General features: G+C 74.8%; 26 protein-coding genes. 17 read left to right on the top strand and 9 right to left on the bottom strand.

The window, feature by feature from the left end:
• Positions 1 to 97: 97 nt before the first annotated feature.
• Positions 98 to 1,576 (top strand): tRNA (N6-isopentenyl adenosine(37)-C2)-methylthiotransferase MiaB, encoded by a 1,479-nt coding sequence (gene miaB / locus PP1_RS08500; protein WP_010224300.1) that lies wholly within the window; start codon positions 98 to 100, stop codon positions 1,574 to 1,576.
• 10 nt (positions 1,577 to 1,586) lie between these two features.
• Positions 1,587 to 2,036: an Rv2732c family membrane protein gene (locus PP1_RS08495; RefSeq protein WP_010224298.1), complete on the top strand. Its 450-nt coding sequence runs from the start codon at positions 1,587 to 1,589 to the stop codon at positions 2,034 to 2,036.
• Between the two features lie 37 nt (positions 2,037 to 2,073).
• On the opposite strand, the gene PP1_RS08490 is transcribed toward PP1_RS08495, so the two are convergent.
• Positions 2,074 to 3,465: a DUF349 domain-containing protein gene (locus PP1_RS08490; RefSeq protein WP_060573204.1), complete on the bottom strand. Its 1,392-nt coding sequence runs from the start codon at positions 3,463 to 3,465 to the stop codon at positions 2,074 to 2,076.
• Between the two features lie 282 nt (positions 3,466 to 3,747).
• On the opposite strand from PP1_RS08490, the gene PP1_RS08485 reads away from it, so the two are divergent.
• The 5 genes from PP1_RS08485 to PP1_RS08465 all read left to right on the top strand — a co-directional run bounded on the left by PP1_RS08485 (position 3,748) and on the right by PP1_RS08465 (position 9,028).
• Positions 3,748 to 4,449: a hypothetical protein gene (locus PP1_RS08485; protein WP_075314062.1), complete on the top strand. Its 702-nt coding sequence runs from the start codon at positions 3,748 to 3,750 to the stop codon at positions 4,447 to 4,449.
• Positions 4,446 to 5,390, top strand: a complete 945-nt coding sequence (miaA, locus tag PP1_RS08480) for a tRNA (adenosine(37)-N6)-dimethylallyltransferase MiaA (RefSeq protein ID WP_010241645.1) — start codon at positions 4,446 to 4,448, stop codon at positions 5,388 to 5,390. Before PP1_RS08485 ends, miaA begins: the two co-directional genes overlap by 4 nt.
• Complete coding sequence (dapF, locus tag PP1_RS08475) at positions 5,387 to 6,259, top strand: diaminopimelate epimerase (protein ID WP_010241646.1); 873 nt, start codon at positions 5,387 to 5,389, stop codon at positions 6,257 to 6,259. The genes miaA and dapF overlap by 4 nt, the downstream gene beginning before the upstream one ends.
• A gap of 55 nt (positions 6,260 to 6,314) precedes the next feature.
• The gene (hflX, locus tag PP1_RS08470; protein ID WP_050802549.1) at positions 6,315 to 7,817 is read left to right on the top strand and encodes a GTPase HflX; all 1,503 of its coding nucleotides are present in this window, start codon (positions 6,315 to 6,317) and stop codon (positions 7,815 to 7,817) included.
• Positions 7,818 to 7,894: 77 nt separating this feature from the next.
• On the top strand, positions 7,895 to 9,028 hold the full coding sequence (locus tag PP1_RS08465) for a hypothetical protein (RefSeq protein ID WP_083697062.1): 1,134 nt from the start codon (positions 7,895 to 7,897) through the stop codon (positions 9,026 to 9,028).
• Between the two features lie 25 nt (positions 9,029 to 9,053).
• Here PP1_RS08465 and lexA read toward each other — a convergent pair whose 3' ends face one another.
• Positions 9,054 to 9,788, bottom strand: a complete 735-nt coding sequence (gene lexA / locus PP1_RS08460; protein WP_010236902.1) for a transcriptional repressor LexA — start codon at positions 9,786 to 9,788, stop codon at positions 9,054 to 9,056.
• A gap of 208 nt (positions 9,789 to 9,996) precedes the next feature.
• Here lexA and PP1_RS08455 point away from each other — a divergent pair, with 208 nt between their 5' ends.
• The 5 genes from PP1_RS08455 (at position 9,997) to PP1_RS08435 (ending at position 15,761) form a co-directional block, all read left to right on the top strand.
• Positions 9,997 to 10,329: a hypothetical protein gene (locus PP1_RS08455; protein ID WP_139323810.1), complete on the top strand. Its 333-nt coding sequence runs from the start codon at positions 9,997 to 9,999 to the stop codon at positions 10,327 to 10,329.
• 176 nt (positions 10,330 to 10,505) lie between these two features.
• Positions 10,506 to 11,144: a hypothetical protein gene (locus PP1_RS08450; protein WP_075314063.1), complete on the top strand. Its 639-nt coding sequence runs from the start codon at positions 10,506 to 10,508 to the stop codon at positions 11,142 to 11,144.
• Between the two features lie 333 nt (positions 11,145 to 11,477).
• Positions 11,478 to 11,966: a transcriptional regulator NrdR gene (gene nrdR / locus PP1_RS08445; protein WP_029239609.1), complete on the top strand. Its 489-nt coding sequence runs from the start codon at positions 11,478 to 11,480 to the stop codon at positions 11,964 to 11,966.
• A 167-nt stretch (positions 11,967 to 12,133) separates the two neighbouring features.
• Positions 12,134 to 15,013, top strand: coding sequence for a vitamin B12-dependent ribonucleotide reductase (locus PP1_RS08440; protein ID WP_029239608.1), 2,880 nt, complete (start codon positions 12,134 to 12,136; stop codon positions 15,011 to 15,013).
• Between the two features lie 106 nt (positions 15,014 to 15,119).
• Complete coding sequence (locus PP1_RS08435) at positions 15,120 to 15,761, top strand: hypothetical protein (protein WP_010231589.1); 642 nt, start codon at positions 15,120 to 15,122, stop codon at positions 15,759 to 15,761.
• A gap of 23 nt (positions 15,762 to 15,784) precedes the next feature.
• Here the strand turns inward: PP1_RS08435 and PP1_RS08430 are convergent, their stop codons facing one another.
• The gene (locus tag PP1_RS08430; protein ID WP_010231588.1) at positions 15,785 to 16,777 is read right to left on the bottom strand and encodes an alpha/beta fold hydrolase; all 993 of its coding nucleotides are present in this window, start codon (positions 16,775 to 16,777) and stop codon (positions 15,785 to 15,787) included.
• Between the two features lie 144 nt (positions 16,778 to 16,921).
• Between PP1_RS08430 and PP1_RS08425 the strand changes: the two genes are divergently transcribed.
• Positions 16,922 to 17,392: an NUDIX hydrolase gene (locus PP1_RS08425; RefSeq protein ID WP_010231587.1), complete on the top strand. Its 471-nt coding sequence runs from the start codon at positions 16,922 to 16,924 to the stop codon at positions 17,390 to 17,392.
• 7 nt (positions 17,393 to 17,399) lie between these two features.
• Here the strand turns inward: PP1_RS08425 and PP1_RS08420 are convergent, their stop codons facing one another.
• From PP1_RS08420 to PP1_RS08410, 3 genes are read right to left on the bottom strand one after another with little or no spacing between them, the layout of a single operon-like run.
• Positions 17,400 to 17,636 carry a hypothetical protein gene (locus PP1_RS08420; protein ID WP_010231586.1) on the bottom strand — a complete coding sequence of 79 codons (237 nt, stop codon included), beginning with the start codon at positions 17,634 to 17,636 and terminating at the stop codon, positions 17,400 to 17,402.
• 19 nt (positions 17,637 to 17,655) lie between these two features.
• Complete coding sequence (locus tag PP1_RS08415; protein ID WP_010231585.1) at positions 17,656 to 18,423, bottom strand: methyltransferase domain-containing protein; 768 nt, start codon at positions 18,421 to 18,423, stop codon at positions 17,656 to 17,658.
• A 9-nt stretch (positions 18,424 to 18,432) separates the two neighbouring features.
• A complete protein-coding gene (locus tag PP1_RS08410; protein ID WP_010231584.1) occupies positions 18,433 to 18,645 on the bottom strand; it encodes a helix-turn-helix domain-containing protein in 213 nt (70 codons plus the stop codon).
• A gap of 221 nt (positions 18,646 to 18,866) precedes the next feature.
• On the opposite strand from PP1_RS08410, the gene PP1_RS08405 reads away from it, so the two are divergent.
• The 4 genes from PP1_RS08405 (at position 18,867) to PP1_RS08390 (ending at position 21,964) form a co-directional block, all read left to right on the top strand.
• Positions 18,867 to 19,553 (top strand): transglutaminase-like domain-containing protein, encoded by a 687-nt coding sequence (locus PP1_RS08405; protein ID WP_010231583.1) that lies wholly within the window; start codon positions 18,867 to 18,869, stop codon positions 19,551 to 19,553.
• A 26-nt stretch (positions 19,554 to 19,579) separates the two neighbouring features.
• Complete coding sequence (locus tag PP1_RS08400; protein ID WP_010231581.1) at positions 19,580 to 20,653, top strand: MBL fold metallo-hydrolase; 1,074 nt, start codon at positions 19,580 to 19,582, stop codon at positions 20,651 to 20,653.
• 227 nt (positions 20,654 to 20,880) lie between these two features.
• Positions 20,881 to 21,372: a DUF3145 domain-containing protein gene (locus PP1_RS08395; RefSeq protein ID WP_029239606.1), complete on the top strand. Its 492-nt coding sequence runs from the start codon at positions 20,881 to 20,883 to the stop codon at positions 21,370 to 21,372.
• 46 nt (positions 21,373 to 21,418) lie between these two features.
• A complete protein-coding gene (locus PP1_RS08390; protein ID WP_010231577.1) occupies positions 21,419 to 21,964 on the top strand; it encodes a hypothetical protein in 546 nt (181 codons plus the stop codon).
• Positions 21,965 to 22,033: 69 nt separating this feature from the next.
• Here PP1_RS08390 and PP1_RS08385 read toward each other — a convergent pair whose 3' ends face one another.
• The 3 genes from PP1_RS08385 to PP1_RS08375 form a co-directional block, all read right to left on the bottom strand.
• Positions 22,034 to 23,281 (bottom strand): beta-ketoacyl-[acyl-carrier-protein] synthase family protein, encoded by a 1,248-nt coding sequence (locus tag PP1_RS08385; RefSeq protein ID WP_029239605.1) that lies wholly within the window; start codon positions 23,279 to 23,281, stop codon positions 22,034 to 22,036.
• Positions 23,282 to 23,321: 40 nt separating this feature from the next.
• Positions 23,322 to 23,564, bottom strand: coding sequence for an acyl carrier protein (locus PP1_RS08380; protein WP_010231572.1), 243 nt, complete (start codon positions 23,562 to 23,564; stop codon positions 23,322 to 23,324).
• Between the two features lie 66 nt (positions 23,565 to 23,630).
• Positions 23,631 to 24,611, bottom strand: a complete 981-nt coding sequence (locus PP1_RS08375; RefSeq protein ID WP_010231569.1) for a beta-ketoacyl-ACP synthase III — start codon at positions 24,609 to 24,611, stop codon at positions 23,631 to 23,633.
• Positions 24,612 to 24,614: the final 3 nt, after the last annotated feature.

The following is a 24,614-nucleotide window of genomic DNA, read 5'->3' as shown; positions in this document are numbered from 1 at the left end:
CCGGCCATCCTCCCGGTGCGGTGTCACCGTGTCGCCGCGAGGGCTCTCCGCCGGGCCCGCGCAGCGGGCCGGGCCCGGCGGCGCCTACCCTCGGGGTGTGAGCCGCAGCTACACCGTGCGCACCTACGGGTGCCAGATGAACGTGCACGACACGGAGCGGATGGCGGGTCTGCTGGAGCAGGCGGGCTACGCCAGGGCCGAGGATCCCGACGCCGCCGACGTGGTCGTGTTCAACACGTGTGCGGTGCGCGAGAACGCGGACAACAAGCTCTACGGCAACCTCGGCCACCTCCGCCCGCGCAAGCAGGCGAACCCGGACATGCAGATCGCCGTCGGCGGGTGCCTCGCCCAGAAGGACCGCGACACGATCACGCGGAAGGCCCCGTGGGTCGACGTCGTGTTCGGCACGCACAACGTGCACGCGCTGCCCACCCTGCTGGAGCGCGCCCGGCACAACGAGACCGCGGAGGTCGAGATCGCCGAGTCGCTCGAGGTGTTCCCCTCGACGCTGCCGGCCCGCCGCGAGTCCGCCTACGCGGGCTGGGTGTCGATCTCGGTCGGCTGCAACAACACGTGCACCTTCTGCATCGTGCCCGCGCTGCGCGGCAAGGAGCGCGACCGGCGCCCCGGCGACGTGCTCGCCGAGGTCGAGGCGCTGGCCGCCGAGGGCGTGCTCGAGGTGACGCTGCTCGGCCAGAACGTCAACGCCTACGGCCAGGACATGGGCGACCGGGAGGCGTTCTCGAAGCTGCTGCGGGCCTGCGGCGGCGTCGAGGGCCTGGAGCGGGTCCGCTTCACCTCGCCGCACCCGCGCGACTTCACCTCCGACGTGATCGCCGCGATGGCGGAGACGCCGAACGTCTGCCCGCAGCTGCACATGCCGCTGCAGTCGGGCTCCGACGCCGTCCTGCGCCGGATGCGCCGCTCCTACCGGTCGGACCGCTTCCTGCGGATCCTGTCCGACGTGCGGGAGTCCATCCCGCACGCGGCGATCTCCACCGACATCATCGTCGGCTTCCCGGGCGAGACCGAGGAGGACTTCCAGGCGACCCTCGACGTCGTCGCCGCGGCCCGGTTCTCCCAGGCCTTCACGTTCCAGTACTCGCCCCGCCCCGGGACGCCCGCGGCCGACATGGACGGGCAGCTGCCCAAGAAGGTCGTGCAGGAGCGCTACGAGCGTCTCGTCGCCCTCCAGGAGGAGATCTCCTGGGAGGAGAACCGCGCGCAGGAGGGCCGGGAGGTCGAGCTCCTCGTCTCCACCGGCGAGGGCCGCAAGGACGACGCCACCCGCCGGCTCACCGGCCGGGCGCGCGACGGGCGGCTCGTCCACTTCGCCCCGGGCGACGCGACCGGGATCCGGCCCGGCGACCTCGTCACCGTCCGGATCGACTACGGCGCCCCGCACCATCTCGTCGCCGACGGCGGGGTCACGACCCACCGCCGCACCCGTGCCGGGGACGCGGCCGAGGCCGGGACCCGGCCCACCGGCGCGCCCACCACCCTGGGACTGCCCGCCTTCGGGAAGCCGGCCGAGGAGCCGGCCCCCGAGTCGCCGTGCGCCGTCCCGGCCCCCTGAGGAGGATCCGATGAGCAGCGACGTGACGCCGGAGACCCGCGCGGAGATCGACGACGCCGGCCGGGCCGCGACCCGGCGGATCGACCCGGGCACGCGGGCCATGCTGATCGCGGTCGCGGTCGTCGCCGCGGTGGCGTCACTGCTGCTGCCGTGGGTGGCGGGGGCGCCCGGCTGGGAGGTCCTCGCGGGGGGTGCGGCGGGCCCGCTGCCGCGGCTGTTCTCCGTCACGCTGACGGTGTTCGCGATCGTCGTGTCCGCGTCGGCCCTGCTCACCCGGCTGTGGGTGCTGGCCTGGCTCGCCGCCTTCGGCTGCGGCATCTCGTCGGTGAACGGTGTCTGGGCGATCTGGTCGCAGCAGACCGGCGCCGCGGGCGGGCCCGGGTTCGGGCTGGTGCTGGGTGTGATCGCGGTCGTGCTGCTGACCTTCGTGTGGGCGGGCGCGGCGCTGGCGCGTTCCTGAACGGCCGGCGCGGCCCCGGACGGGGCCGCGCACGGACCTACAGCTCGTTGACCGACTGCTCGGCCGCGTCCAGCCACTCCCGCCACTGGGCCGCCTGGGCACGGGCCTGCTCGGCCCGCCTGCGGTCACCGGACGCCTCGGCCTTCTCGGCCTGCGCCTCGAACTGCTCGACCCGGGACCGGAACTGCTCGACGCGGGCCTGGGCCTCCGGGTCCGTCCGGCGCCACTGTGCGTCGGCGGCCTCGGCGACCTTCTCCTCGATCCCGCGCAGCCGCCCCTCGAGGGTGCGGATCTCGTCGCGCGGGACCTTGCCGATGTCCTCCCAGCGTTCCTGGACGTCGCGCAGCGCGGCCCGGGCGGCGTCCGGGTTCGAGAGGTCGATCTTCTCGGCCTCGGCGAGCAGCACCCGCTTCGCGTCGGCGTTCTCCGCGAACTCGGCGTCGCGGGCGGAGAAGTGCTCGTTGCGGCGGGCGAAGAACCGGTCCTGCGCACCGCGGAACCGCGACCACAGCGCGTCGTCGGCCTCCCGGTGCGCCCGGCCCGCGGCCTTCCACTCGGTCATCAGGTCCCGGTAGGCGGCCGCGGTCGACGACCACTCGTCGGACTCGGCGAGGGCCTCGGCCTGCTCGGCGAGCTCCTCCTTGCGGCCCTTGGCGACGACCCGCTGCCGGTCCAGGTCGGCGAAGTGCGAGCCGCGCCGCCGGTTGAACGCCTCCCGCGCCTTCGAGTACCGCTTCCACAGCTGCTCGTCGTGCTTGCGGTCGACGCCCTTGATCGTGCGCCACTCGTCGAGGATCGCCTTGAACCGGTCACCCGCCTGCTTCCACTGGGTGGACTCCTCGGCGAGCTTCTCCGCCTCGACGGTCAGCGCCTCCTTGCGGGCGACGGCGTCGTGCCGGGCCCGGTCACGCTCCTCGCGCGCGGCGTGGACGCCCTCCTCGGCGCGGCCGACGAGCTCGTCGAGCCGGGTCCGCAGCGCCGCCACGTCACCGACGACGGCCGGTTCCTCCAGCCCCGCGATCAGCGTGCGCAGCGCGGTGAGCGACGCCTTCGGGTCGCCGCCACCGGCGATCCGGGCGGCCAGCACCTCGGTCTCGGTGACGAGCGCGTCGAACCGGCGGGCGAAGTGCTCCAGCCCCTCCGCGGGCGGTCCGGCCTGGTACGAGCCGACCACCCGCTCGCCGTCGGGGCCGAGCAGGGTGATGGTGCCGTCGTCGTCGGCGCGGCCCCAGCGGCCCGGGTCGGCGACCGCCGACGGGACCGGGGACGGGTGCGCGGCCGGCGGTACCGGTGCGGCGTTCTGCGCCGCCGGTCCGGGCTTCGCGCCGGGCGGCGGCCCGGGACGCGGGCCGGGGCGCGGCCCCGGCTTCGGGACCGAACCGGGGTTCGGCGGGCGTGCTCCGGGCGTGGCGGCGTTGGTCTCGGGCACCGGTGTCCTCCTCGTTCGGCCCACCGGATCACCGGCGGGCGCCCCGTCCGGATGTCCGTCCGGGGCCGTGCGCGCACCGGGCTCCTCGCCGTGGCCAGGAGCCGGGATGGAGATTCAAGCAGGTCCACCACCTCCGGGGGAACCGCCGAGGCCCCGGCCGGGGACCGTGCGCGCCTCGAACGGGCGTCCGGTGTCGGCGAACCGCACGGTCCGGACACGGCGCGGTGGCGTTCCGCCGGGGCTCCGGGCGAGGGGCGCCCACGCTGGCTACGCTCGGGCGCCGTGCCCGCCGCGATCGCCGTCCTGCCCCAGCCGCCGCTGCTCGTCCCCGACCTGAGCGGGGACGCCGCCGTCGAGACCGAGGCGCTGCGCGAGGCCGTCGGCGCGGTCGTGACGGGACTCGCCGCGGCCGCCGCCGACTGGATCGTCGTCGGGGCGGACCAGGGCGGTCGCCGCACCGTCGCCCCCGGCACCCGGGGCACGTTCGCCGGGTACGGCCACGACGTCCCGGTCGCCCTCCCCGGCCCGGAAGGCGCCGACGAGGGCGCCGAGCTGCCGCTGCCGCTGCTGGTCGCGGCGTGGGCGGCGGCCGGTGCGGGCGTGCGGTCGGCGCGCGGCGAGCTGGTCGCGCCGGACGCCCCGCCGGCGGACTGCCGGGCGCTCGGTGCGGCACTGGCCGCTGAGGACGCGGGCCTGCTCGTCGTGGGGGACGGCGCCGCCCGGCACTCCACGACGGCCCCCGGCGGGTTCGACGAGCGCGCCGAGGCGTTCGACGCCGTCGTCGCCGCGGCCCTCGACGACGCGTCGCCCGGCGCGCTCGCCGGGCTCGACCCGGCCGCCGCGGCGGAGCTGTGGGCGGCGGGCCGCGCCCCCTGGCAGGTCCTCGCCGGCGCCGCGTCCGGGCGGGACTGGCGGGCCGCGCACCGGCACACCTCGATGCCCTACGGCGTCGCCTACCACGTCGCGCTGTGGGAACCGGCGTGACGGCCGGCGGTGACGGCGGGCCGGGGCTGGTCGCCGTCGTCGGGCCGACGGCGACCGGCAAGTCCGACCTCGGCCTGGAGATCGCGCTCGCGCTCGGCGGCGAGGTCGTCAACGTCGATGCGATGCAGCTCTACCGCGGCCTCGACATCGGCACCGCGAAGCTCCCCGTCCCCGAGCGCCGCGGCGTGCCGCACCACCTGCTCGACGTCCTCGACGTGCGGGAGACCGCCTCGGTCGCCGCCTACCAGCGCGAGGCGCGCGCCGTGATCGAGCGCCTGCGGGCCTGCGGCCGCACCCCGGTGCTGGTCGGCGGGTCCGGGCTCTACGTCCAGGCGGTCCTCGACGAGCTGGAGTTCCCCGGGACCGATCCGGGGCTGCGTGCCGAGCTGGAGGCGGAGCTGGAGCGGGACGGGCCGGGGGCGCTGCACCGCAGGCTCGCCGACGCCGATCCCGCGGCGGCCGCCGAGGTGCTGCCGTCGAACGGGCGGCGGATCGTCCGCGCGCTGGAGGTGATCGCGCTGACCGGCGGCCCGTTCCGCGCGACGCTGCCCACCACCGGTGCGCCCCGCTACGGCGCCGTGCTGCTCGGCGTCGACCGCGACGTCGCCGAGCTCGACGAGCGGGTCGCGCTCCGGGTGGACCGGATGCTCGGCGACGGCCTGGTCGAGGAGACCCGCGGCCTGCTGCCGCACGGGCTGGCCGAGGGCCGGACCGCGTCCCGGGCACTGGGGTACCGGCAGGTGATCGAGGCGCTCGAACGGGATCCCGACGCCCCGGACCTCGCCGTGGTCCGCGAGGAGACCGTCCGCGCCACCCGCCGGTTCGTGCGGCGGCAGCGGTCCTGGTTCCGCCGCGACAAGCGGATCCACTGGCTCGACGGCGCGGCCCCGGACCTGGTCGCGGACGCGCGGTCGGTGCTCGCTCGTACCCTGGTGGCATGAGCGGCGGGATCGAGTTCACCAAGGGCCACGGCACCCGGAACGACTTCGTCGTGCTGCCCGATCCCGACGCCGCGCTCGACCTGACCCCGGAACGGGTCGCGGCGCTCTGCGACCGCCACGGCGGCATCGGCGCCGACGGCGTCCTGCGCGTCGTGCGCTGGGCGAAGCTGGCCGGGGACGAGTCGGTGCCCGAGCCGGTCCCCGGCGTCGAGTGGTTCATGGACTACCGCAACGCCGACGGCTCGGTCGCCGAGATGTGCGGCAACGGGGTGCGGGTGTTCGCCCGCTACCTGCACGAGCGCGGCTGGGCGCCCGGCGGCGGTCCCGTCGGCACCCGGGCCGGGGTGCGGACCGCGACGCTGTCCGGCGACACCGTGTCGGTCGACATGGGCCCGGTCGCGATCGGTCCGGCCTCGGTCGCGACGACCGGTGGCGCCCGGTTCGACGGCATCGCCCTCGACGTCGGCAACCCGCACCTGGCCTGCGTCACCGCCACCGACCCGGACGCGCTGGACCTCACCGGGGCACCGGCCGTCGACCCGGAGGTGTTCCCTCGCGGCGTCAACGTCGAGTTCGTGACCCCGCTGGACGGCCCGGCCGACGGCGGGCGCGTCCGGATGCGGGTGCACGAGCGGGGCGTAGGGGAGACCCTGGCGTGCGGCACCGGGACCGTCGCGGCCGTCGTCGCCGCGCTGCGCGCCGCCGGGCACCCGGCCGGTGACGTGCACGTCGACACCCCCGGCGGCCGGCTCCGGGTGACCGTCGGGGCGGGCGACGACGCGGCCACCGGCACGACGGTGCTGCACGGCCCCGCCGTCCTGCTCGCGACCGGCGAGATCGACCGCACCTGGTGGGACCGGCCCGCCTGACCGGCGCGAATCCGGGCGGACACACGCCCGCCGACGTGGAACACTGGACGGCACGATGACTGAAGCCCACACCGCCGCCGTGCCGTCCACGTCCGCAGGGTCCGCCGTCCCGTCGGCGGGCGAGCTGGACCTCGAGGAGCGCTCGTCGCTCCGCCGGATCCACGGCCTCTCCACCGAGCTCACCGACATCACCGAGGTCGAGTACCGGCGGCTCCAGCTCGAACGGGTCGTGCTGGTCGGGGTGTGGACCGAGGGCAGCGCCGAGCAGGCCGACGCCTCGCTCGCCGAGCTCGCCCGCCTCGCCGAGACCGCGGGGTCCGAGGTCCTCGACGGACTCGTGCAGCGCCGCTCGACGCCGGATCCGGCGACCTTCATCGGCTCCGGCAAGGTCGACGAGCTGTCCACGGTGGTCCGCGCGACCGGCGCCGACACCGTGATCTGCGACGGCGAGCTCTCACCCGGCCAGCTCCGCCAGCTGGAGGAGCGGCTCAAGGTCAAGGTGATCGACCGGACCGCGCTGATCCTCGACATCTTCGCCCAGCACGCCCGCTCCCGGGACGGCAAGGCGCAGGTCGAGCTGGCCCAGCTGTCCTACCTGCTCCCGCGCCTGCGCGGCTGGGGTGAGGCGCTGTCCCGTCAGGTCGGTGGCCGGGCCGCAGGCGGTGTCGGCATCGGTGGGCGTGGCCCGGGTGAGACGAAGATCGAGCTGGACCGCCGCCGGATCCGGGCGCGCATGTCGAAGCTGCGCCGCGAGATCGGGGCGATGCGCCAGGTCCGCGAGACCCAGCGCGGGAACCGCACCCGCAACGAGGTCCCGTCGGTCGCGATCGTCGGCTACACCAACGCCGGAAAGTCCAGCCTCCTCAACCAGCTGACCGACGCCGGGGTCCTGGTCCAGGACTCGCTGTTCGCGACGCTGGACCCGACGACGCGCCGCTCCGAGACGCCCGACGGCCGCGCCTACACCCTCACCGACACGGTCGGTTTCGTGCGGCACCTGCCGCACCAGCTCGTCGAGGCGTTCCGCTCGACGCTGGAGGAGGCGGCCCGGGCGGACCTGCTGGTGCACGTCGTCGACGGCTCCGACCCGCTGCCCGACGACCAGATCGCCGCGGTCCGGCAGGTCCTCGTGGAGATCGGCGAGGAGCAGGGCGGCACCATGCCGCGCGAGCTCCTGGTGATCAACAAGGTCGACGCCGCCGGTGACCTCGCACTGGCCCGGCTGCGGCACGCCCAGCCGGAGGCGGTGTTCGTCTCCGCGCACGACGGCAGCGGCATCGGGAAGCTCCGCGACCGGATCGCGGAGCTGCTCCCGCGCCCCGAGTACGAGGTCGACCTGCTGCTGCCCTACACCGAGGGTGCGCTCGTGGCCCGGCTCCACGACGAGGGCGAGGTACTCGCCGAGGAGCACACCGGTGAGGGCACCCGGGTCCGCGCCCGGGTCGGCCCGGAGCTCGGCACCGCGGTGCTCCCGTACGCCGTCGGCGGGACCGCGACGGTGCCCGCGGACACCGATCCTGCGGGCACCGACCTGCCCGCGACGGCGGCAGGGCACTGAGCCCGAGGGGCCCCCGCACGTCCCGGCCCCGCACGTCCCGGCCCTGCATGTCCCGGCCCCGGCGGAGCAGGATCCGTGTGGGGCCGGTCGCCGTCGCGCTCGGGATCGTCCTCGGCATCAGCGGTGCCGGAGCCGGCGGGGTGACGGCGGCGCACGCCGCGCCGGACGCGGTCCCGGGGGCCCCGCCACGGACCGGGGCCGCACCCGGGCCGGCAGCGCCGCGTCCGGTCTGCACGGCCGAGGACCCGCGGGCCGCCGAGCTCTCCGGGCTGGTCGCCGAGGGCCCACCGGGAGCGGGCCCGGTGCGGTACCGGGCGATCGTCGACGGCGGCGGAACCGGCGAGGTCCTCACGCTCGACCCGGTGACCTGCGCGGTCACCGAGATCCGGGACACCGGTGTCCGGGTCACCGACGTCGAGGACCTCGGTGCGACACCCGACGGGACCCTCTGGCTCGCCGACATCGGCGACAACCGCGGCGACCGCGGCACGGTGCGCCTGGTCGAGCTGCCGGTGTCCGGGCCCGCGCGGGCGCACGACCTCGTCTACCCGGACGGGCCGCGCGACGCCGAGGCGATCCTCCTCGCCGACGACGGGACCCCGCTGATCGTCGCGAAGACCACCGGCGCGGCCGGGGTGTACCGGCCCGCCGGCCCGCTCGACGGCGGCGCCACACCGGTCACGCTGGACCGGGTCGGCGAGGTGGTCCTCCCGTACTCCGCCACGTCCGGCGGCCCGCTCGGCGCCACCGGGACCCGGACGGTCACCGGGGGAGCGGTCGGCCCTCCCGGCGCCGACGGTGGCCGGGTCGCCGCGCTGCGGACCTACACCGACGCGTGGGTGTTCCCGCTGCGCCCGCCACCGGACGGCCGGGTCTCCGCGGACGCGCTCGTCGAGGCCCTGCGCGCAGCGCCGCTGCCGGTGCCGCTGCCGGACGAGGCCCAGGGGGAGGCGGTGGCCCTCGACGGCCGCGGGACGCTGCACTCCGGCTCGGAGGCCCGCGGGCTCTCGCCGGCGGGCGTCCGGGCCGTGCCCGGCGTGGCGACGGCCGCGACCGCCGCGGCGGCCCCCGTGGTCGCGCAACCGGCGGAGGTGCCCCGCACCGGGTCGTTCCCGCCGTGGCTGCCCGCCGTCGCCGGGGCCGGGGTGCTCGGGGTGTTGCTGCTGGCCGGGATCGGCGCGATGGTCCTGCACGGCCGCCGGCGGAGCTGATCCGCCGACGGCCCGGTCCCGCGCCTCAGAGCCGGCGCATGACCGCGACGACCCGGCCCAGGATCGACGCGTCGTCCCCCGGGATCGGGTCGTACGCCTCGTTCGCCGGCATCAGCCAGATGTGCCCGTCCTTGCGGCGGAACGTCTTCACCGTCGCCTCGCCGTCGATCATCGCGGCCACGACCTCGCCCTGCTCGGCGACCGGCTGCTGCCGGACGACGACCCAGTCCCCGTCGGTGATCGCGGCGTCGACCATCGAGTCGCCCTTGACGTTGAGCAGGAACAACGTGCCCTCGCCGACGATCTCCCGCGGGAGCGGGAACACGTCCTGCACGGCCTGCTCGGCGAGGATCGGCCCGCCCGCTGCGATGTCACCGAGCAGCGGCACGAAGGCCGGTGCCGGGCGCTCGGACCGGACCGCCTCGGTGTCCGCGTCGGCGCCGTCGCCCGCCGCGGCCTGCTCCGGGCTCCGGACGTCGACCGCCCGGGTCCGGTTCGGGTCCCGGCGGAGGAAGCCCTTCCGCTCCAGGGTCCGCAGCTGGTGGTGCACCGAGGAGGTGGAGGTCAGCCCCACCGCGTCCCCGATCTCGCGCACGCTCGGCGGGTACCCGTACCGGTCCACCCAGTCCCGGATCACCGACAGGACCTTCCGCTGCCGCGGGGTCAGCCCACGGGTGTCGGCCGGGGGCTCGGGGAACTCCCGGACGTCCGCGGATCCCGGCCCGGCGGGCGCACCGCCTCCGGACTCGTCCGCTGCCATCGCATTCGCCTCCTCGAGGATCTACCGGCACGAACACTAGCCAAGTCCGGGCCGTCCGCCAAACATGCGTTCGAAGTTCGTGCCGGGCGTGTCGTGGATTCCGTCGGACCCCGGTGGTAGAACATCGCACAGGCGTTCGATCGAACATCGATTCGACGACTTCGGTCCGGCGCCCGTGCAGCGCCGGAGACCGGGAGGGGTGGAGATCGTGAGCGCGACGACGGAGGTGCGGGTGGTCCCCGGCGGTGTCCGCCCGCCGGTCACCGCGGAGCTGGTTCGGGCGGCGCCGCTCGCGGTGCCGCCGCCGCCGTGTGGGACGACGGTCCGGGTGTCCTCCGCGACGCCTGCGGCGGTCCGGATGCCGCCGGGTGCGCGCTCGGCGGGGTCGGCGGGTGCGCCCTCCGTGCTGCACCGGGCGGTCGCCGCCGTGGGCGTGCTGGTCGCCTCCGCCACGGCGGTCGTCGGGCTGGGCCTGCTGGCCGAGGTCGCCACCGCCGGCGTCGTCCCGGTCGCTCCGGCGGCCGTGTCCACGGGTCGCTGACCCGCCGGCGTCGGCGGGCCCGCGGGCGCCCGCCGGCGGCCCCCCGTTTCTGCCGGGGGCCGGTGCTACACAGCTCGTACACCCGTTCGACCGGGCTCGGGGAAGGGCCGGTCGGGGGTGAGCAGGGCGCGCGGCCGGGTGTGGCCGGGCGCCGACGGCGAGGAGCAGGAGGAGCCATGCGAGAGCTCGACGTGCGTGACGTGGCGCGGGGGACCCGCGAGACGGCGCGGGGAACGCGCTCCGCCGGACCGCGTGAGCGCAGGCGCCCGGTCCGGCCGGTCTGCGCGGGCGGGGGCCGCTCCACGGCGGCGCTGCGCGACGCCGACCCCGTCGAGGGCCGGGCGGTGCCGGTGGCCGAGGGCGTCCGCCGGCTGTCGGCGGCCGAGCGTGCCGCGCTCCGCTGGGCCGGCATCGAGCGGGCCGAGGGCGGCCACGACCGTCCGGAGCGCACTGGGCGCCGCACCGTCCACGGTGTGCCGGTCGTCCCGGGCGCGGCACCGGCGTGGCGGACGGCGGGGGTCCCCGGGCGTGACCGGCGGCCGGTGGCGGCGGACCCGTCGTCCGTGCCCGCGCCGCGTACGGTCCGTCCGCTGCACCGCCGGTGCGTCGCCCCGGCGCGTCGCCGGACGCGGCAGGCGCAGGCGCACACGCGGGGCTCCCGGCTGCTGGCCGGGGTGGCGGTCGCGCTGTGCGCGGCAACCGCCGTCCTGGTGCTCGGGCTGCTGGGTGACGCGGCCGCCGGGTGGAACGCCGGCGGCGCGACGGCCCCCGCGAGCCCGGCGGGGCCGGTCGTGACGGCGGCGACCGGACGCTGACCGGTGGCCGCCGGGCGCGACACACCGGCGTGTCGCGGAACCGGGTGGCCGTCCGGCGCGGTCGTTCCGGGGCGACGGACGGCGGACGGCGCCGGCGTGCACGACCTGATCAGGGCGTATGCATCCGTTCATGATCGGTTGCTGTCGGCGGGGGCCGGGAGCCGGTGTGCGAGGCTTCGGGTCCCGATCGGGCGAAGCTCGGCGCCGCGCCGCCCCTGGGATGGCGCACCCCTAGATGTAGGGGTTACATTGGTGTCGTTCTCCCACGGGTTGGGGAACAGGTCATCGCGGAGAGTCTCCGGTAGGTCGCGGGAGAAAGAGGGTGGGTACGTCGTGCGTTGCCCCTTCTGCCGCCACCCGGACTCGCGGGTGATCGATTCCCGGACCGCCGACGACGGGACGTGTACCCGCCGTCGCCGGTCCTGCACCGCGTGCGGTCGCCGGTTCACCACGGTCGAGGAGACCGTGCTCGCCGTCGTCAAGCGCAGCGGGGTGAGCGAGCCCTTCAGCCGCCAGAAGGTGGTCGGAGGGGTTCGGCGGGCGTGTCAGGGCCGGCCGGTCGACGAGGACGACCTGCAGCAGCTCGCCCACAGGGTCGAGGAGACGGTGCGTGCCCGCGGGGCGGCCGAGATTCCCAGCCACGAGGTGGGGCTGGCGATCCTCGGACCGTTGCGCGATCTCGACGAGGTCGCGTACCTGCGGTTCGCGAGCGTCTACCGGTCCTTCTCCTCCATCGAGGACTTCGAGAAGGAGATCGCCGATCTGCGTACGGCGGCTGCCGGGGAAGCAGCCGACGACGCGGCCGGCAACCGGGACGGCTGAACCGGGCGACCGATCGGACCGGTGCGGGCACCAGGGGGCGCGCACACCGGCACCGCGGGAGCCACGTCGGCAGGACCGGAAGGGGGACGGTGCACGGCACCGTCCGGGGAACGCCCGCGCACCCCAGCGCGCGGGCGGGCAGAGGACGTCGGATGCGGAGGCAGTTCATGACCGAGACCGTCGGGGGCCCGACGACAGGCACCGGGAGCGAGAGCACGAACGGCGCGGGGGAGGCCCCGAAGGCCGCCCGCGGCCGGGGCAAGGCCGGCGCGAAGCGCCGTGGCCTGACCGTGCCGCGCGTCTTCACCACCGAGGGCGTCCACCCGTACGAGCAGGTCGAGTGGGAGCGCCGGGACGTCGTCATGACGAACTGGCGTGACGGCACGGTCAACTTCGAGCAGCGCGGCGTGGAGTTCCCGTCGTCCTGGTCGGTGAACGCCACCAACATCGTCACGAGCAAGTACTTCCGCGGTGCGGTCGGCTCCGAGACGCGGGAGTCCAGCCTCAAGCAGCTCGTCGAGCGCGTCGTCGGGACCTACCGGCGGGCCGGGGTCGAGAACGGCTACTTCGCCACGGACGCCGACGCCGAGGTGTTCGACCACGAGCTGACCTGGATGCTGATCCACCAGGTGTTCAGCTTCAACTCGCCGGTGTGGTTCAACGTCGGCACGCCCAGCCCGCAGCAGGTCAGCGCCTGCTTCATCCTGTCGGTCGACGACACGATGGAGTCGATCCTGAACTGGTACCGGGAGGAGGGCCTGATCTTCAAGGGCGGCTCCGGTGCCGGTCTGAACCTCTCCCGCATCCGGTCGTCGAAGGAGCTGCTGTCCTCCGGCGGCACCGCGTCGGGCCCGGTCTCCTTCATGCGCGGTGCGGACGCCTCCGCCGGGACGATCAAGTCCGGGGGCGCGACCCGCCGGGCGGCGAAGATGGTCGTCCTCGACGTCGACCACCCCGACGTCGAGGAGTTCGTCGAGACCAAGGCCAAGGAGGAGGCCAAGGTCCGCGTGCTGCGCGACGCCGGCTTCGACATGGACCTCGGCGGTTCCGACATCACCTCGGTGCAGTACCAGAACGCCAACAACTCGATCCGGGTCTCCGACGAGTTCATGCGCGCCGTCGAGGAGGACACCGAGTTCGGCCTGCGCGCCCGGATGACCGGCGAGGTGATCGACACCGTCGACGCCCGCAAGCTCTTCCACGGCATCGCCGAGGCCGCCTGGAACTGCGCCGACCCCGGTATCCAGTACGACGGCACGATCAACGACTGGCACACGTGCCCGGAGTCGGGCCGGATCACCGCGTCGAACCCGTGCTCGGAGTACATGCACCTGGACAACTCCAGCTGCAACCTCGCGTCGCTGAACCTGCTGAAGTTCCTCGACGCCGACGACCGGTTCGACGCCGAGACCTTCGCCAAGGCCGTCGAGCTGATCATCACGGCGATGGACATCTCCATCTGCTTCGCGGACTTCCCGACCGACCCGATCGCGGACACCACCCGGAAGTTCCGGCAGCTCGGCATCGGCTATGCGAACCTCGGCGCGCTGCTCATGGCGACCGGGCACGCATACGACTCGGAGGGCGGCCGCGCGCTGGCCGGCGCGATCACCTCCCTCATGACCGGTGCCGCGTACAAGCGCTCCGCGGAGCTCGCCGGTGTCGTCGGCCCGTACGAGGGCTACGCCCGCAACGCCGAGGCGCACCAGCGGGTGATCCGCAAGCACGCGGCCGCGAACGACGGGATCCGCACCTTCGCGGCGTCCACCGCGATCCAGAAGCTCGCCACGCTGACCTGGAAGCAGTGCCAGGAGATCGGCGAGGCGAACGGCTGGCGCAACGCCCAGGCCTCCGTGCTGGCACCGACCGGCACGATCGGCCTGATGATGGACTGCGACACGACCGGCATCGAGCCGGACCTGGCGCTGGTCAAGTTCAAGAAGCTGGTCGGCGGCGGCTCCATGCAGATCGTCAACCAGTCGGTGCGCCGGGCGCTGGACAACCTCGGCTACCAGGCCGAGCAGGCCGAGGCGATCGTCGAGTACGTCGCCGAGCACGGCCACGTCGTCGACGCCCCGGGCATGCGGCCCGAGCACTACGAGGTGTTCGACTGCGCCATGGGCGAGCGGTCGATCGCGCCGATGGGACACGTCCGGATGATGGCGGCGGCCCAGCCGTTCCTGTCCGGTGCGATCTCCAAGACGGTGAACATGCCCGAGCGGGCCACCGTCGAGGACGTCGAGCGGATCTACCTCGAGGGGTGGCGGCTCGGCCTCAAGGCACTCGCGATCTACCGCGACAACTGCAAGGTCGGCCAGCCGCTGTCCGCCGGCAAGGGCGGCTCCGGCGAGAAGACGGCCGAGGCGGAGCCGAAGGTCGTCGTCGAGCAGCGGCCCATCCGCAAGCGGCTCCCGAAGAAGCGCCCCAGCGAGACGGTGTCCTTCACCGTCGGCGGTGCCGAGGGCTACCTGACCGCGGGCAGCTACCCCGACGACGGGCTCGGCGAGATCTTCGTCAAGCTCGGCAAGCAGGGCTCGACGCTCGCCGGCGTGATGGACGCCTTCTCGATGTCGATCTCGGTGGGGCTGCAGTACGGCATCCCGCTCGAGTTCTACGTCTCGAAGTTCTCCAACCTGCGGTTCGAGCCGGCCGGCATGACCGACGACCCGGACGTCCGGATCGCGACCTCGGTGCTGGACTACCTGTTCCGCCGTCTCGCGCTGGACCACCTGCCCTACGAGAAGCGGGTCCAGCTGGGGATCTTCTCCTCGGACGAGCGGTCGGCCCAGGTCGAGAGCGACTACGGCTCGGGCTCGGAGAACCTGGACATGGAGGAGTTCCGGTCCTCCGTGCCCACGTCCGAGAAGAAGGACGAGGCCGGCGTCGAGCCGGCTCCGGCCGAGGTCGGCAGCTCCACCGAGTTGCTGGAGCTGCGGCTGGGCAAGGCCGCGGACGCCCCGCTGTGCATGACCTGCGGGACGAAGATGCGGCCGGCGGGGTCCTGCTACCTCTGCGAGGGCTGCGGCTCCACCAGCGGCTGCAGCTGACACCCGGCACGACACCGCGGGGCGGTACCGGACGACTCCGGTGCCGCCCCGTGGCGCGTCGCGAGGCCCCGCGGCGGAACCCCGGGGACAGGGAGGGGAACCACCGGTGCAGGACCACACGCACGAGCTCGCCCGGCGGCTCGGCATCGACCCGCGGGTCCTCGCCCTGCTGGTCGCGGCACCGTGGCGACCCGCCTCCGGCGACGGCGGGACCCCTCCGGCCGGGGACGACGACCCACCCGCCCGCGGACGGGTGTTCGTCGGCGTCCCCTCGCCGTCCGAGCTGCGCGACCTCGACCTCCCCGCCGACGGCCTGCGGCACTTCGGGCTCACCCCCGCCGAGCTGCGGGCGGGCGGCTGGACCGACGCCGACCTGCGCTCGGCCGGCCTGCCCGTGCCGGGGGCGGGGCCGGACGTCGACTGGTTCGTCGCGGGGGAACCCGCCCAGCTGATGCTCGGGCTGGCCCCGTACGGGCCGCCCCGCCTCGCCCGTCCCCGCACCCGGTGGGACGGGCACCTGCCGGTCCTGGACCCGGTCGAGGAGGAGGAGGTCCGGGGGCTCGCCGGGTGCACCGACCCGGACGACGAGCAGGCGGCGGCGGTCCGCGACGTCCGCGACCGCCTGCTGCGCCGGGCCCGCCGCCGGCTGGTGCACTGCCCGTTCTGCCTGCGCCAGGTGCCTCGCGACGACACCACGTACGGCGCCTGCCACGCCTGTGCGTCCCGGTGGCTCGGCATCCTCCACTGAGCGAGCGGCCGGCCTGGGAGCGGTCAGGTCGCGGACACCGGTCCGGGCCGCGCCGGGACGGGGGCCGGGCAGCGCAACAGCTGGCGCCACTGCTCCGGGCTCCATCGGGCGGGTTCGGTCGAGTCGAGGAACTCCTCCAGCAGCCCGACGAACCGGGCCGGGTCGGAGTGGAACGGGAAGTGCCCGGCGTCGTCGAACACTTCCAGCCGGCTGCCCGGCATCGCCCGGTGCGCGGTGTAGCCGTGCTCGACGGGCACCACGGCGTCCCGCCCGCCCCACACCAGCATCGTCGGCATCCCGCGGGTCAGGTAGCAGCGGTCGAGCATCGTGACGACCTGCCCGCGCCAGTCGACGACCGCCCGCAGCGTCCGGATGAACGCGGCCCGCGACGTCGCGTCCGGCAGCGCGTCGATCAGCCGGAGCAGGTCGGTCGCGTCCCGTCCGAGATCGGCACCGAGCACCCGGAGCAGGTCCAGGACGAGCCCGGCCTGCCACCGCACCGGCGGCAGCTGCAGCGCGGCGAGCGCCGCCTGCGCACCGGGCAGGCTGACGGCCCGCAGCAACGGCGTCACCTCCGGGCCCGCGCCGCCGCTGCCGACGAGCACGAGGCGCTCGGTGCGGTCGGGGTACTGGTAGGCGAACTGCATCGCGACGCCGCCGCCGAGCGAGTGCCCGACCAGCGTCGCGCGCGGTACGCCGAGAACCCCGAGCAGGTCACGGATCCCGTTGGCGTACGCCGCGACCGAGTAGTCGGCGCGCGGCTTGTCCGAGTGACCGTGTCCGAGCAGGTCCGGGGCGATCACCAGGAACCGGCGGGCCAGTGCCGGGAGGACGGCCTCCCAGGTCGCGGAGCTGTCGCCGATGCCGTGCACGAGCACGATCGGCGGCCCGGACCCGGCGACGCGGAACGCCCGCCGGTAGCCGTGCACCGTGCGGAACCTCAGCTCCGACCCGCGTGGCGGAACCATCCCGAGCCGGTCACCGACCGCCCTGCGCTCCTCGTCCCGCACCGCCATCGCAGGGACGGTAGGCGCACCCCGTTACCCCGGCGTTGCGACGAGGTTCGGGGTCCTTCTCGAATCCCGCGCCGAATCCCGCGCCGAATCCCGCGCCGGGTCCCGCGCCGGGTCCCGCGCCGGGTCCCGCCTAGGGTCGGTGCCGTGACCGATCGCTACCGGGTGGTCCCCGCGTCCTACGTCCTGCTGCTGCGCGGCGACGGCGAGCGCACCGAGGTGCTCCTGCAGCTGCGTGCGAACACCGGGTTCATGGACGGCCACTGGGCCGCCGCCGCGGCCGGTCACGTCGAGGAGGGTGAGGACGCGCCCGCCGCGGCCGTCCGGGAGGCCCGCGAGGAGCTCGGCGTCACGATCGACCCGGCCGACCTGCTGCCGCTGACCGCCGTGCACCGGACGCAGCGCAACGGCGATCCGGTCGACGAACGCGTCGACTTCTTCTTCACCGCCCGCCGCTGGACGGGCGAGCCGCACGCGGCCGAGACCGGCAAGACCGCCGGGCTGGACTGGTTCCCGCTGGCCGCGCTGCCGGTCGACACCGTGCCGCACGAGCGGGCGGTCCTCGACGCCGTCCGCCGCGGCGGCCCCGCCGCGATCACCAGTCACGGCTTCCGCTGACCGGCGCTCAGCCCTCCGGGTCGACGAGCTGGATCTCGATCGTGACGTCCGGCTGGTCGCCGTCGTCGGGGTCGACGGCCCAGTGCATCACCCAGTCGACCTCGTAGTCGTCGCGTGTCATCCCGGGTGGCGCGAAGTTGACCCACTCCCCGGTCCGGGGCACCACCCGGAACCAGCGGACGTGGTCGGGCCGCTGCCCGATCCGGACCCGGGCCGGGACCCGTGCGTCTGGCGTACTGCTCACGGGCGCCGATGCTGCCCGATCATGCTCGGGTCCCGCCAGGCCGCCGGGCGCCCAGGAACCACCGGTCCACCGAGAACGGCTCGTCCGCACACGCGGCGACACCGTCCGCCCAGGCGTCGACCTCGGCCCGGGTGAGCCCGCACCGCCCGGGCGCGGCGGCGGCGACCATCTCGCGCAGCTCCGCGCCGTAACCGGTGGAGGCCGGCCCGCGCATCGTCGCGCGCTCGGCCCACTCGTCGGCGAACCCGGCCGCGCGCAGCAGCGGACCCAGCTCGTGCGGCAGGCGCGGCCGCGGCATCGTCGTGCACCAGGCGTCCCGGACGCGGCGGTGCCGGTCCTGACCGTGACCCGGCCAGTGCAGCGAGGTCCAGTCGGTGTCGAGCACCAGCAGGCGCCCGCCCGGGCGCAGCACCCGGTACAGCTCCGCCACGGCCGCACGGGTGTCGGTCAGGAACTCCAGCACCTGCAGGCAGGCGACGGCGTCGAACGGCCCGTCGGGCAGCGACCGGGGACCACCGAGCGCCCGCTGCTCGACGACGGCCGCGGGCCCGCACCGTCGCCGGGCGAGCGTCACCATCACCGGGTCGGGATCGACGCCCTGCACGCCGGGACCGCACGCGGTGGCGAGCTCCGCGAGCAGGTGCCCCGGCCCGGTCCCGACGAGCAGGATCCGCTCGCCGGGATCCGCGGCCAGCAACGACCGGGCCCGGACCCGCTCGGCGTCAGCCTCCGGCGTGTCGTAGGTACCGGCCACCCGCCGCGCGGAGGCGGCGTCGGTGGGCAGCATCGGTGGCGCTCAGCTCCCCGTGTAGCGGGCCGACTCGATCAACGTCTCCACCGACTCCGGTGGCACCCGGAACGACCGGCCGAACCGCACCGCGGGCAGCTCGCCGGAGTGCACCAGCCGGTACACCGTCATCCGCGACACCCGCATCCGCTCGGCCACCTCTGCCACGGTGAGGAACGGCGCGTCCTGCCCGGACCGTTGCTCCGGGATCCCTGCCCCCATGCGTGCGCCCCTCCTCCGCCGTACCGCGCCCCCGCGGCCGACCATCGTGATCAGCGAACGCAGGGACGGTAGCGCGGAACCGGCCACACTCCCGGTGCGATCATGTCCCACCCTCGGGTGGACTCCGCGCCGAAGATCGGCGCAGGGTGCTCGAACGCCTACGTACGGTGAGATTCAGGGGCCCGCGTAGGGTCGCGACCACACGAGAGGGGAGGACGACGGTGTCCCCACCGGAACCATCGACCGGGACGCACGAGCCGGCTGCACGGGACCTGGAACCGGGCCGGTTCACGGACTCGGACGCCCCCGCGGTGCGGGCCTTCGCCGCCCGGGTGACCGCGGGGCTCGACGACCCCCGCGCGCGGGCCGCGTCGTTGTTCGAGGCCGTCCGCGACGAGATCTGGTACGACCCGTTCTGCGTCGTCACCGACCCGGAGGCGTACCGCGCGAGCCGGGTCGCCGGGCAGCAGGGCAACTGGTGCGTGCCCAAGGCGGTGCTGCTCACCGCGGCCGCCCGTGCCGCCGGGATCCCGGCCCGGCTCGGCTTCGCCGACGTCCGCAACCACCTCAACACCCCACGGCTGCGGGACCGGATGGGCGGGGCGGACCTGTTCGTCTGGCACGGCTACACCGCGCTGTGGCTCGACGGCGCCTGGCGCAAGGCCACCCCGGCGTTCAACGCCGAGCTGTGCGCCCGCTTCGGCGTCGAGCCGATCGCGTTCGACGGCACCGACGACGCCCTGATGCACGCCTACGACGGCGCCGGTGCCCGCTACATGAGCTACGAGCACGACCGCGGCACGTTCCACGACCTCCCGCTCGACGACGTCCTGACCACCTTCCGGGAGCACTACGGCGAGGAGATGTTCGCGGCGCACGAGCCGGGGGAGGACGCCTTCACCCGCTAGCAACGGCAACGATCTAGGGTCGAGGGGTGAGCCTCCCGACCGTGACCGACGACGATCCCGACGGCGACTGGACCGCGCCCGGCGTGTTCCGCTGCGCGCCCGGGGTGTACCGGATCCCGCTGCCACTGCCCCAGGACGGCCTGCGCGCCGTCAACGTCTACGCGATCGCCGACGCCGACGGCTGGACCCTGGTGGACTCCGGCTGGGCCATCGACGAGTCCCGTGACCTGCTGGGGAAGGCGCTCGCCGCCCTCGGTTCCGGGTTCGGCGACGTCCGACGGTTCCTCATCACCCACGCCCACCGGGACCACTACACGCTCGCGTCGATCCTGCGCCGCGAGTACGGCGCCCGGGTCCTGCTGGGGGCGGGGGAGAAGCCGAACCTCGACATCATCGCCTCCCCGGACCGCGCCGAGCGCGAGCCCGAGCGGACCCGGCTGCTGCGGTGCGGCGCCGCGGACATCGTCGAGGAGATCGGCCGCAGCGGTCCGTGGCCGCGGCCGGTGCCCGAGGAGTGGGAGGCGCCCGACGAGTGGATCGCCGACCGGGCGGCGATCGCCGTCGGGGACCAGTCCGGCACCCGCACCCTCACCGCCGTCGAGACGCCCGGGCACACCCGCGGGCACCTCGTCTTCACCGACGCCGAGAACGAGCTCTTCTTCGCCGGTGACCACGTCCTGCCGCGGATCACCCCGTCGATCGGGCTGCAGCCGACCATCGTGGACAGCCCGCTCGGTCAGTTCCTCGACTCGCTGCGGCTGGTCCGCTCGCTGCCCGACGCCGGCCTGCTGCCCGCGCACGGTGCGATCGGCGGCCGGGTGCACGCCCGGGTCGACGAGCTGCTCGCGCACCACGACGTGCGGCTCACCCAGAGCCGGGACGCCGTCGTCGCGGGCGCACCGACCGCCCAGGACGTGGCCCGGGTGCTGCGCTGGACCCGCCGCGAGCACCGGTTCGACGACATGGACCTGTTCAACCGGATGCTGGCCGTCCTGGAGACCGGTGCGCACCTCGACGTCCTCGCCGACCGGGGCGATCTGGTCCGCTCGGAGACGGTGGATCCGGCGTCCGGTGCGATGATCGCCACCTACACCGCGTGACCCGCGCGCCGGGCCGCGACACGCCGTCGGCGGTTCACCCGTAAGTCGTGTCGGGGTGGCCGCCCGGGACGGAATGCGGCAGAGTGATGCCACGGTCCCACCTGACCCGGAGGTCGCCCTCACACCCACACGCAGCACATCCGTACCGCGCGTCACCACGCAGCACCGCAGAAGTCACAGAGGACGTAGGGGAAGACGATCCTCGTCGACGACAGCGGAGGTTGGCAGTGAGCACACGCGGAGTGGTGTTCGTCCACTCGTCGCCGACTGCGGTCTGTCCGCACGTCGAGTGGGCGATTTCGGGCGTCCTCGGGGCGCGGGTCTCTCTCGAGTGGTCCGCGCAGCCGGTGGCGTCCGGGCAGATGCGGGCCGAGTGCTCGTGGAGCGGTCCGGCCGGCAGCGGTGGGGCCCTCGCGGGGGCACTGCGCGCCTGGTCGATGCTGCGGTTCGAGGTGACCGAGGAACCGAGCCCCGGCGTGGACGGTGAACGGTTCATGCACGTCCCCGGCCTCGGGATGTGGCACGGCCGCACGAGCGCCAACGGCGACGTCGTGCTGCCCGAGGACCAGCTGCGCGCGGTGATGGCCGAGCACGGCGGCACGGGTCTCACCCGGCAGCTCGACCAGCTCCTCGGCACCGCCTGGGACGACGAGCTGGAGTCCTTCCGCTTCGCCGGTGACGGTGCCGCGGTCACCTGGCTGACCCACCGGGTCGGCTGACCCGGACGCCTCCGGGCACACTGGACGACGTGTGCACGGGGGAACGATGAGCGCGCGGGCCGCTGCGGTGGCCGCGGGGCTGGTCGTGGCACTGGTCGCGCTCGGGGGGACCGCCTGGACGGCGTCCGGGTCCTCACCGGACGGCGTCGGACCGGCCGCGGCGCCGCCGCGGGTGCCCGACGACGGCGCGGGGGACCAGACCGTCACGATCAGCGACGGGGCCGCGGACCATCCGGCCGCGCAGCTGGTCCTGGAACAGGTCCAGCTCTACTTCAACGCGATCAACGGCCGGGACCACGCGACCTGGACCCGGGTGGTCAGCCCGGAACGCGCCGAGCAGCAACCGCGCGACGTCTGGCTGGACGGGGTCGGGACCACCACCGACGGCACGATCCGGGTGGACCGGATCGACCCGGCCCCGGGTGGCGGCGTGGTGGCGCTGGTGCGCTTCGTGAGCGTGCAGAACCCCGAGGACGGCCCGCCGGGCCTGCAGGTCGGGCGGATCTGCTGGCAGGCCACCTACCCGATGGCGGGCTCGCCGCCGCGGATCCTGGTGGGCGACCCGGGCGGGATCCTCGGCGCCCCCTGCTGACCCCACCACACACGACGACGGCGGCGGCTCCGTGGACCGGAGCCGCCGCCGTCGTCGTGGGGGAGTGCCTCAGGGCTTGGTGAACAGCAGCGAGGCGTTGTGCCCGCCGAAGCCGAACGAGTTGTTCAGCGCCGCGTCGACCGTGAGCTTGCGCGGCTCACCGGAGACCACGTCCAGCTCGACCTTCGGGTCCTTGTCGGTGAGGTTGAGCGTCGCCGGGACGACGTCGTCGCGGACCGACAGCATCGTGATGATGCCCTCGACCGCTCCGGCCCCGCCGACCAGGTGCCCGAGCGCCGACTTCGGCGCGGTGAGCACCGGGTGGTCGCCCAGGGCCTTCTTCACGGCCACCGACTCGCCGACGTCGCCGACCACCGTGGAGGTGGCGTGGCAGTTGACGTGGGTGACGTCGGAGGGCTCCAGGCCGGCGTTCGTGACGGCCTTGCGCATCGCCCGGACCTGGCCCTCGCCCTCGGGGTCGGGCCCGGTGATGTGGTACGCGTCCGAGGTGAGGCCGATCCCGGCCAACCGGCCGTGGACGGTCGCGCCGCGGGCTTTCGCGAACTCCTCGCGCTCGAGCACCAGCACCCCGGCGCCCTCGCCGAGCACGAAGCCGTCCCGCCCGGTGTCGAACGGCCGGGAGGCGCGCTCCGGGTCGTCGTTGCGGGTGGACAGCGTCCGCGCCTGGACGAACCCGGCCACGGTGATCGGCACGATGCAGGACTCGGCGCCACCGGCGAGCACGACGTCCACCTCGCCGGCCTGCAGCAGCCGGTAGGCCCAGGCGAGCGCCTCGGCCCCGGTCGCGCACGCCGACGCGGGGGAGTGGACCCCGCCCTTGGCCTTGTACTCCAGGCTGACCATGGCGGCCGGCCCGTTCGGCATGAGCATGGGGACGGTGAGCGGCGAGACCTTGCGCAGGCCGTGCTCCTCGAGCAGGTCGTCCTGCGCGAGGAGCGTCGGCGCCCCGCCGATGCCGGCGCCCAGCACGACGGCCAGCCGCTCGCCCTCGACGCTCGCGCCGTCCTCACCGGGGACGGCACCGAGCCCCGAGTGCGCCCAGGCCTCCCGGGCGGCGATCATCGCGACCTGCTCGCAGCGGTCCATGCGGCGGGCCTGCACCCGTGGCAGGACCTCCGCCGGGTCCACGGCGAGCTGGGCCGAGATGCCCACCGGCAGGTCGAAGCGCTCGGTCCAGTCCGCGCGGGTGGTGCCGACGCCGGACTTGCCGGCGAGCAGCGCCTCCCAGGTGGACATGGCGTCCCCGCCGAGCGGGGTGGTGGCCCCGAAACCGGTGACGACCACTCCGTCGGTCATGGTGTCTCCCCTTCCCCGGCGCGCTGGGCGCCGGAACGACTCACTGGTGCTTGGCGATGAAGTCGACGGCGTCGCCGACGGTCTTCAGCTCGGCCAGCTGGTCGTCCGGGATCTTGGCGCCGAACTTGTCCTCGGCCTGCACGGCGATCTCCACCATGGACAGCGAGTCGATGTCCAGGTCGTCCACGAAGGACTTCTCCGGGGTCACCTCGGCGGTGTCGATGCCGGCGACCTCCTCGACGATCTCGGCCAGCCCGGACAGGATCTCAGCGTTGTCAGCCACGGTCGGTATCTCCTTGCGAGGTGGGGTCGGTTTCGGGTGTGGTGCCAGGACGGCGGCTGCCCTGCGTCACGGGCAGACGACGACCTGTCCGGCGTAGGACAGACCTGCGCCGAAGCCTACGAGGAGCAGCACGTCGCCGGACCGTACCCGGCCGGCGGCGCGCATGTGGTCCAGCGCCATCGGGATGGACGCGGACGAGGTGTTGCCGGAGTGCACGATGTCGTCGGCGACGACCATGTCCTCCCGCGCACCCTTGGTGCGCAGCTTGCGCGCGATCGCCTCGACGATCCGCAGGTTCGCCTGGTGCGGGATCAGGACGTCGATGTCGGCCGGCGTCAGCCCGGCCCGCTCGATCGCGTCCAGGGCGATCGGTGCGATCGCGGTGGTGGCCCAGCGGAAGACCGCCTGGCCCTCCTGGTGGAGCTTGTTCGTGGTCTCGCCGAGGATCCGGATGGTGCTCGCGTGGTCACCCGCGCTGCCCCAGCTCACCGGCCCGATCCCGACGGCGTCGTCGGTCTCGGCCGGTCCGACCAGGGCCGCACCCGCGCCGTCGGCGAAGATGATGCAGGTCGAGCGGTCGTCCCAGTCGATCCAGTCGGACAGCTTCTCGGCGCCGATCACGAGCACGTGCTTCGCACTGCCCGCCCGCACCATGTCCGAGGCGACGCCGAGGCCGTAGGAGAAGCCGGCGCAGGCGGCGTTGAGGTCGAACGCGGCGACCCCGTTCGCGCCCAGCGCGGTGCCGACCTGCGCGGCGGCGTTCGGGATCGGGTTGGGCATGGTGCAGGTCGCGACGATGACGGCGTCCAGGTCGGCGGGGTCGAAGCCCGCGTCCTTGAGCGCGGCCCGCCCGGCCTCGACCGCCATGTCCGGGAGCGACGTCGCGGCGTCGGCGATCCGGCGCTCGACGATGCCGACCCGCGAGCGGATCCACGCGTCGTCGGTCTCGACCCGCTTCTCCAGGTCGGCGTTGGTCACGACCTGTTCGGGCTGGGCGCTGCCGATCCCGAGGATGCGTGCCCCGGTGACGGGCGACGAGAGACGCATGCG

Source organism: Pseudonocardia sp. P1 (assembly GCF_000178675.2).
In the GTDB taxonomy this organism is placed as follows: Bacteria; Actinomycetota; Actinomycetes; order Mycobacteriales; family Pseudonocardiaceae; genus Pseudonocardia.
This window is presented reverse-complemented; position numbering and strand designations above follow the sequence as displayed.

What these genes read in the sequence shown, in the direction of transcription:
- PP1_RS08495 (WP_010224298.1), top strand. Translation starts at nt 1,587, where the DNA reads ATGAGCAGCGACGTGACGCCGGAGACCCGCGCGGAGATCGACGACGCC.
- dapF (WP_010241646.1), top strand. Translation starts at nt 5,387, where the DNA reads ATGAGCGGCGGGATCGAGTTCACCAAGGGCCACGGCACCCGGAACGAC.
- hflX (WP_050802549.1), top strand. Translation starts at nt 6,315, where the DNA reads ATGACTGAAGCCCACACCGCCGCCGTGCCGTCCACGTCCGCAGGGTCC.
- lexA (WP_010236902.1), bottom strand. Translation starts at nt 9,788, where the DNA reads ATGGCAGCGGACGAGTCCGGAGGCGGTGCGCCCGCCGGGCCGGGATCC.
- PP1_RS08450 (WP_075314063.1), top strand. Translation starts at nt 10,506, where the DNA reads ATGCGAGAGCTCGACGTGCGTGACGTGGCGCGGGGGACCCGCGAGACG.
- PP1_RS08440 (WP_029239608.1), top strand. Translation starts at nt 12,134, where the DNA reads ATGACCGAGACCGTCGGGGGCCCGACGACAGGCACCGGGAGCGAGAGC.
- PP1_RS08430 (WP_010231588.1), bottom strand. Translation starts at nt 16,777, where the DNA reads ATGGCGGTGCGGGACGAGGAGCGCAGGGCGGTCGGTGACCGGCTCGGG.
- PP1_RS08415 (WP_010231585.1), bottom strand. Translation starts at nt 18,423, where the DNA reads ATGCTGCCCACCGACGCCGCCTCCGCGCGGCGGGTGGCCGGTACCTAC.
- PP1_RS08410 (WP_010231584.1), bottom strand. Translation starts at nt 18,645, where the DNA reads ATGGGGGCAGGGATCCCGGAGCAACGGTCCGGGCAGGACGCGCCGTTC.
- PP1_RS08390 (WP_010231577.1), top strand. Translation starts at nt 21,419, where the DNA reads ATGAGCGCGCGGGCCGCTGCGGTGGCCGCGGGGCTGGTCGTGGCACTG.
- PP1_RS08385 (WP_029239605.1), bottom strand. Translation starts at nt 23,281, where the DNA reads ATGACCGACGGAGTGGTCGTCACCGGTTTCGGGGCCACCACCCCGCTC.
- PP1_RS08375 (WP_010231569.1), bottom strand. Translation starts at nt 24,611, where the DNA reads ATGCGTCTCTCGTCGCCCGTCACCGGGGCACGCATCCTCGGGATCGGC.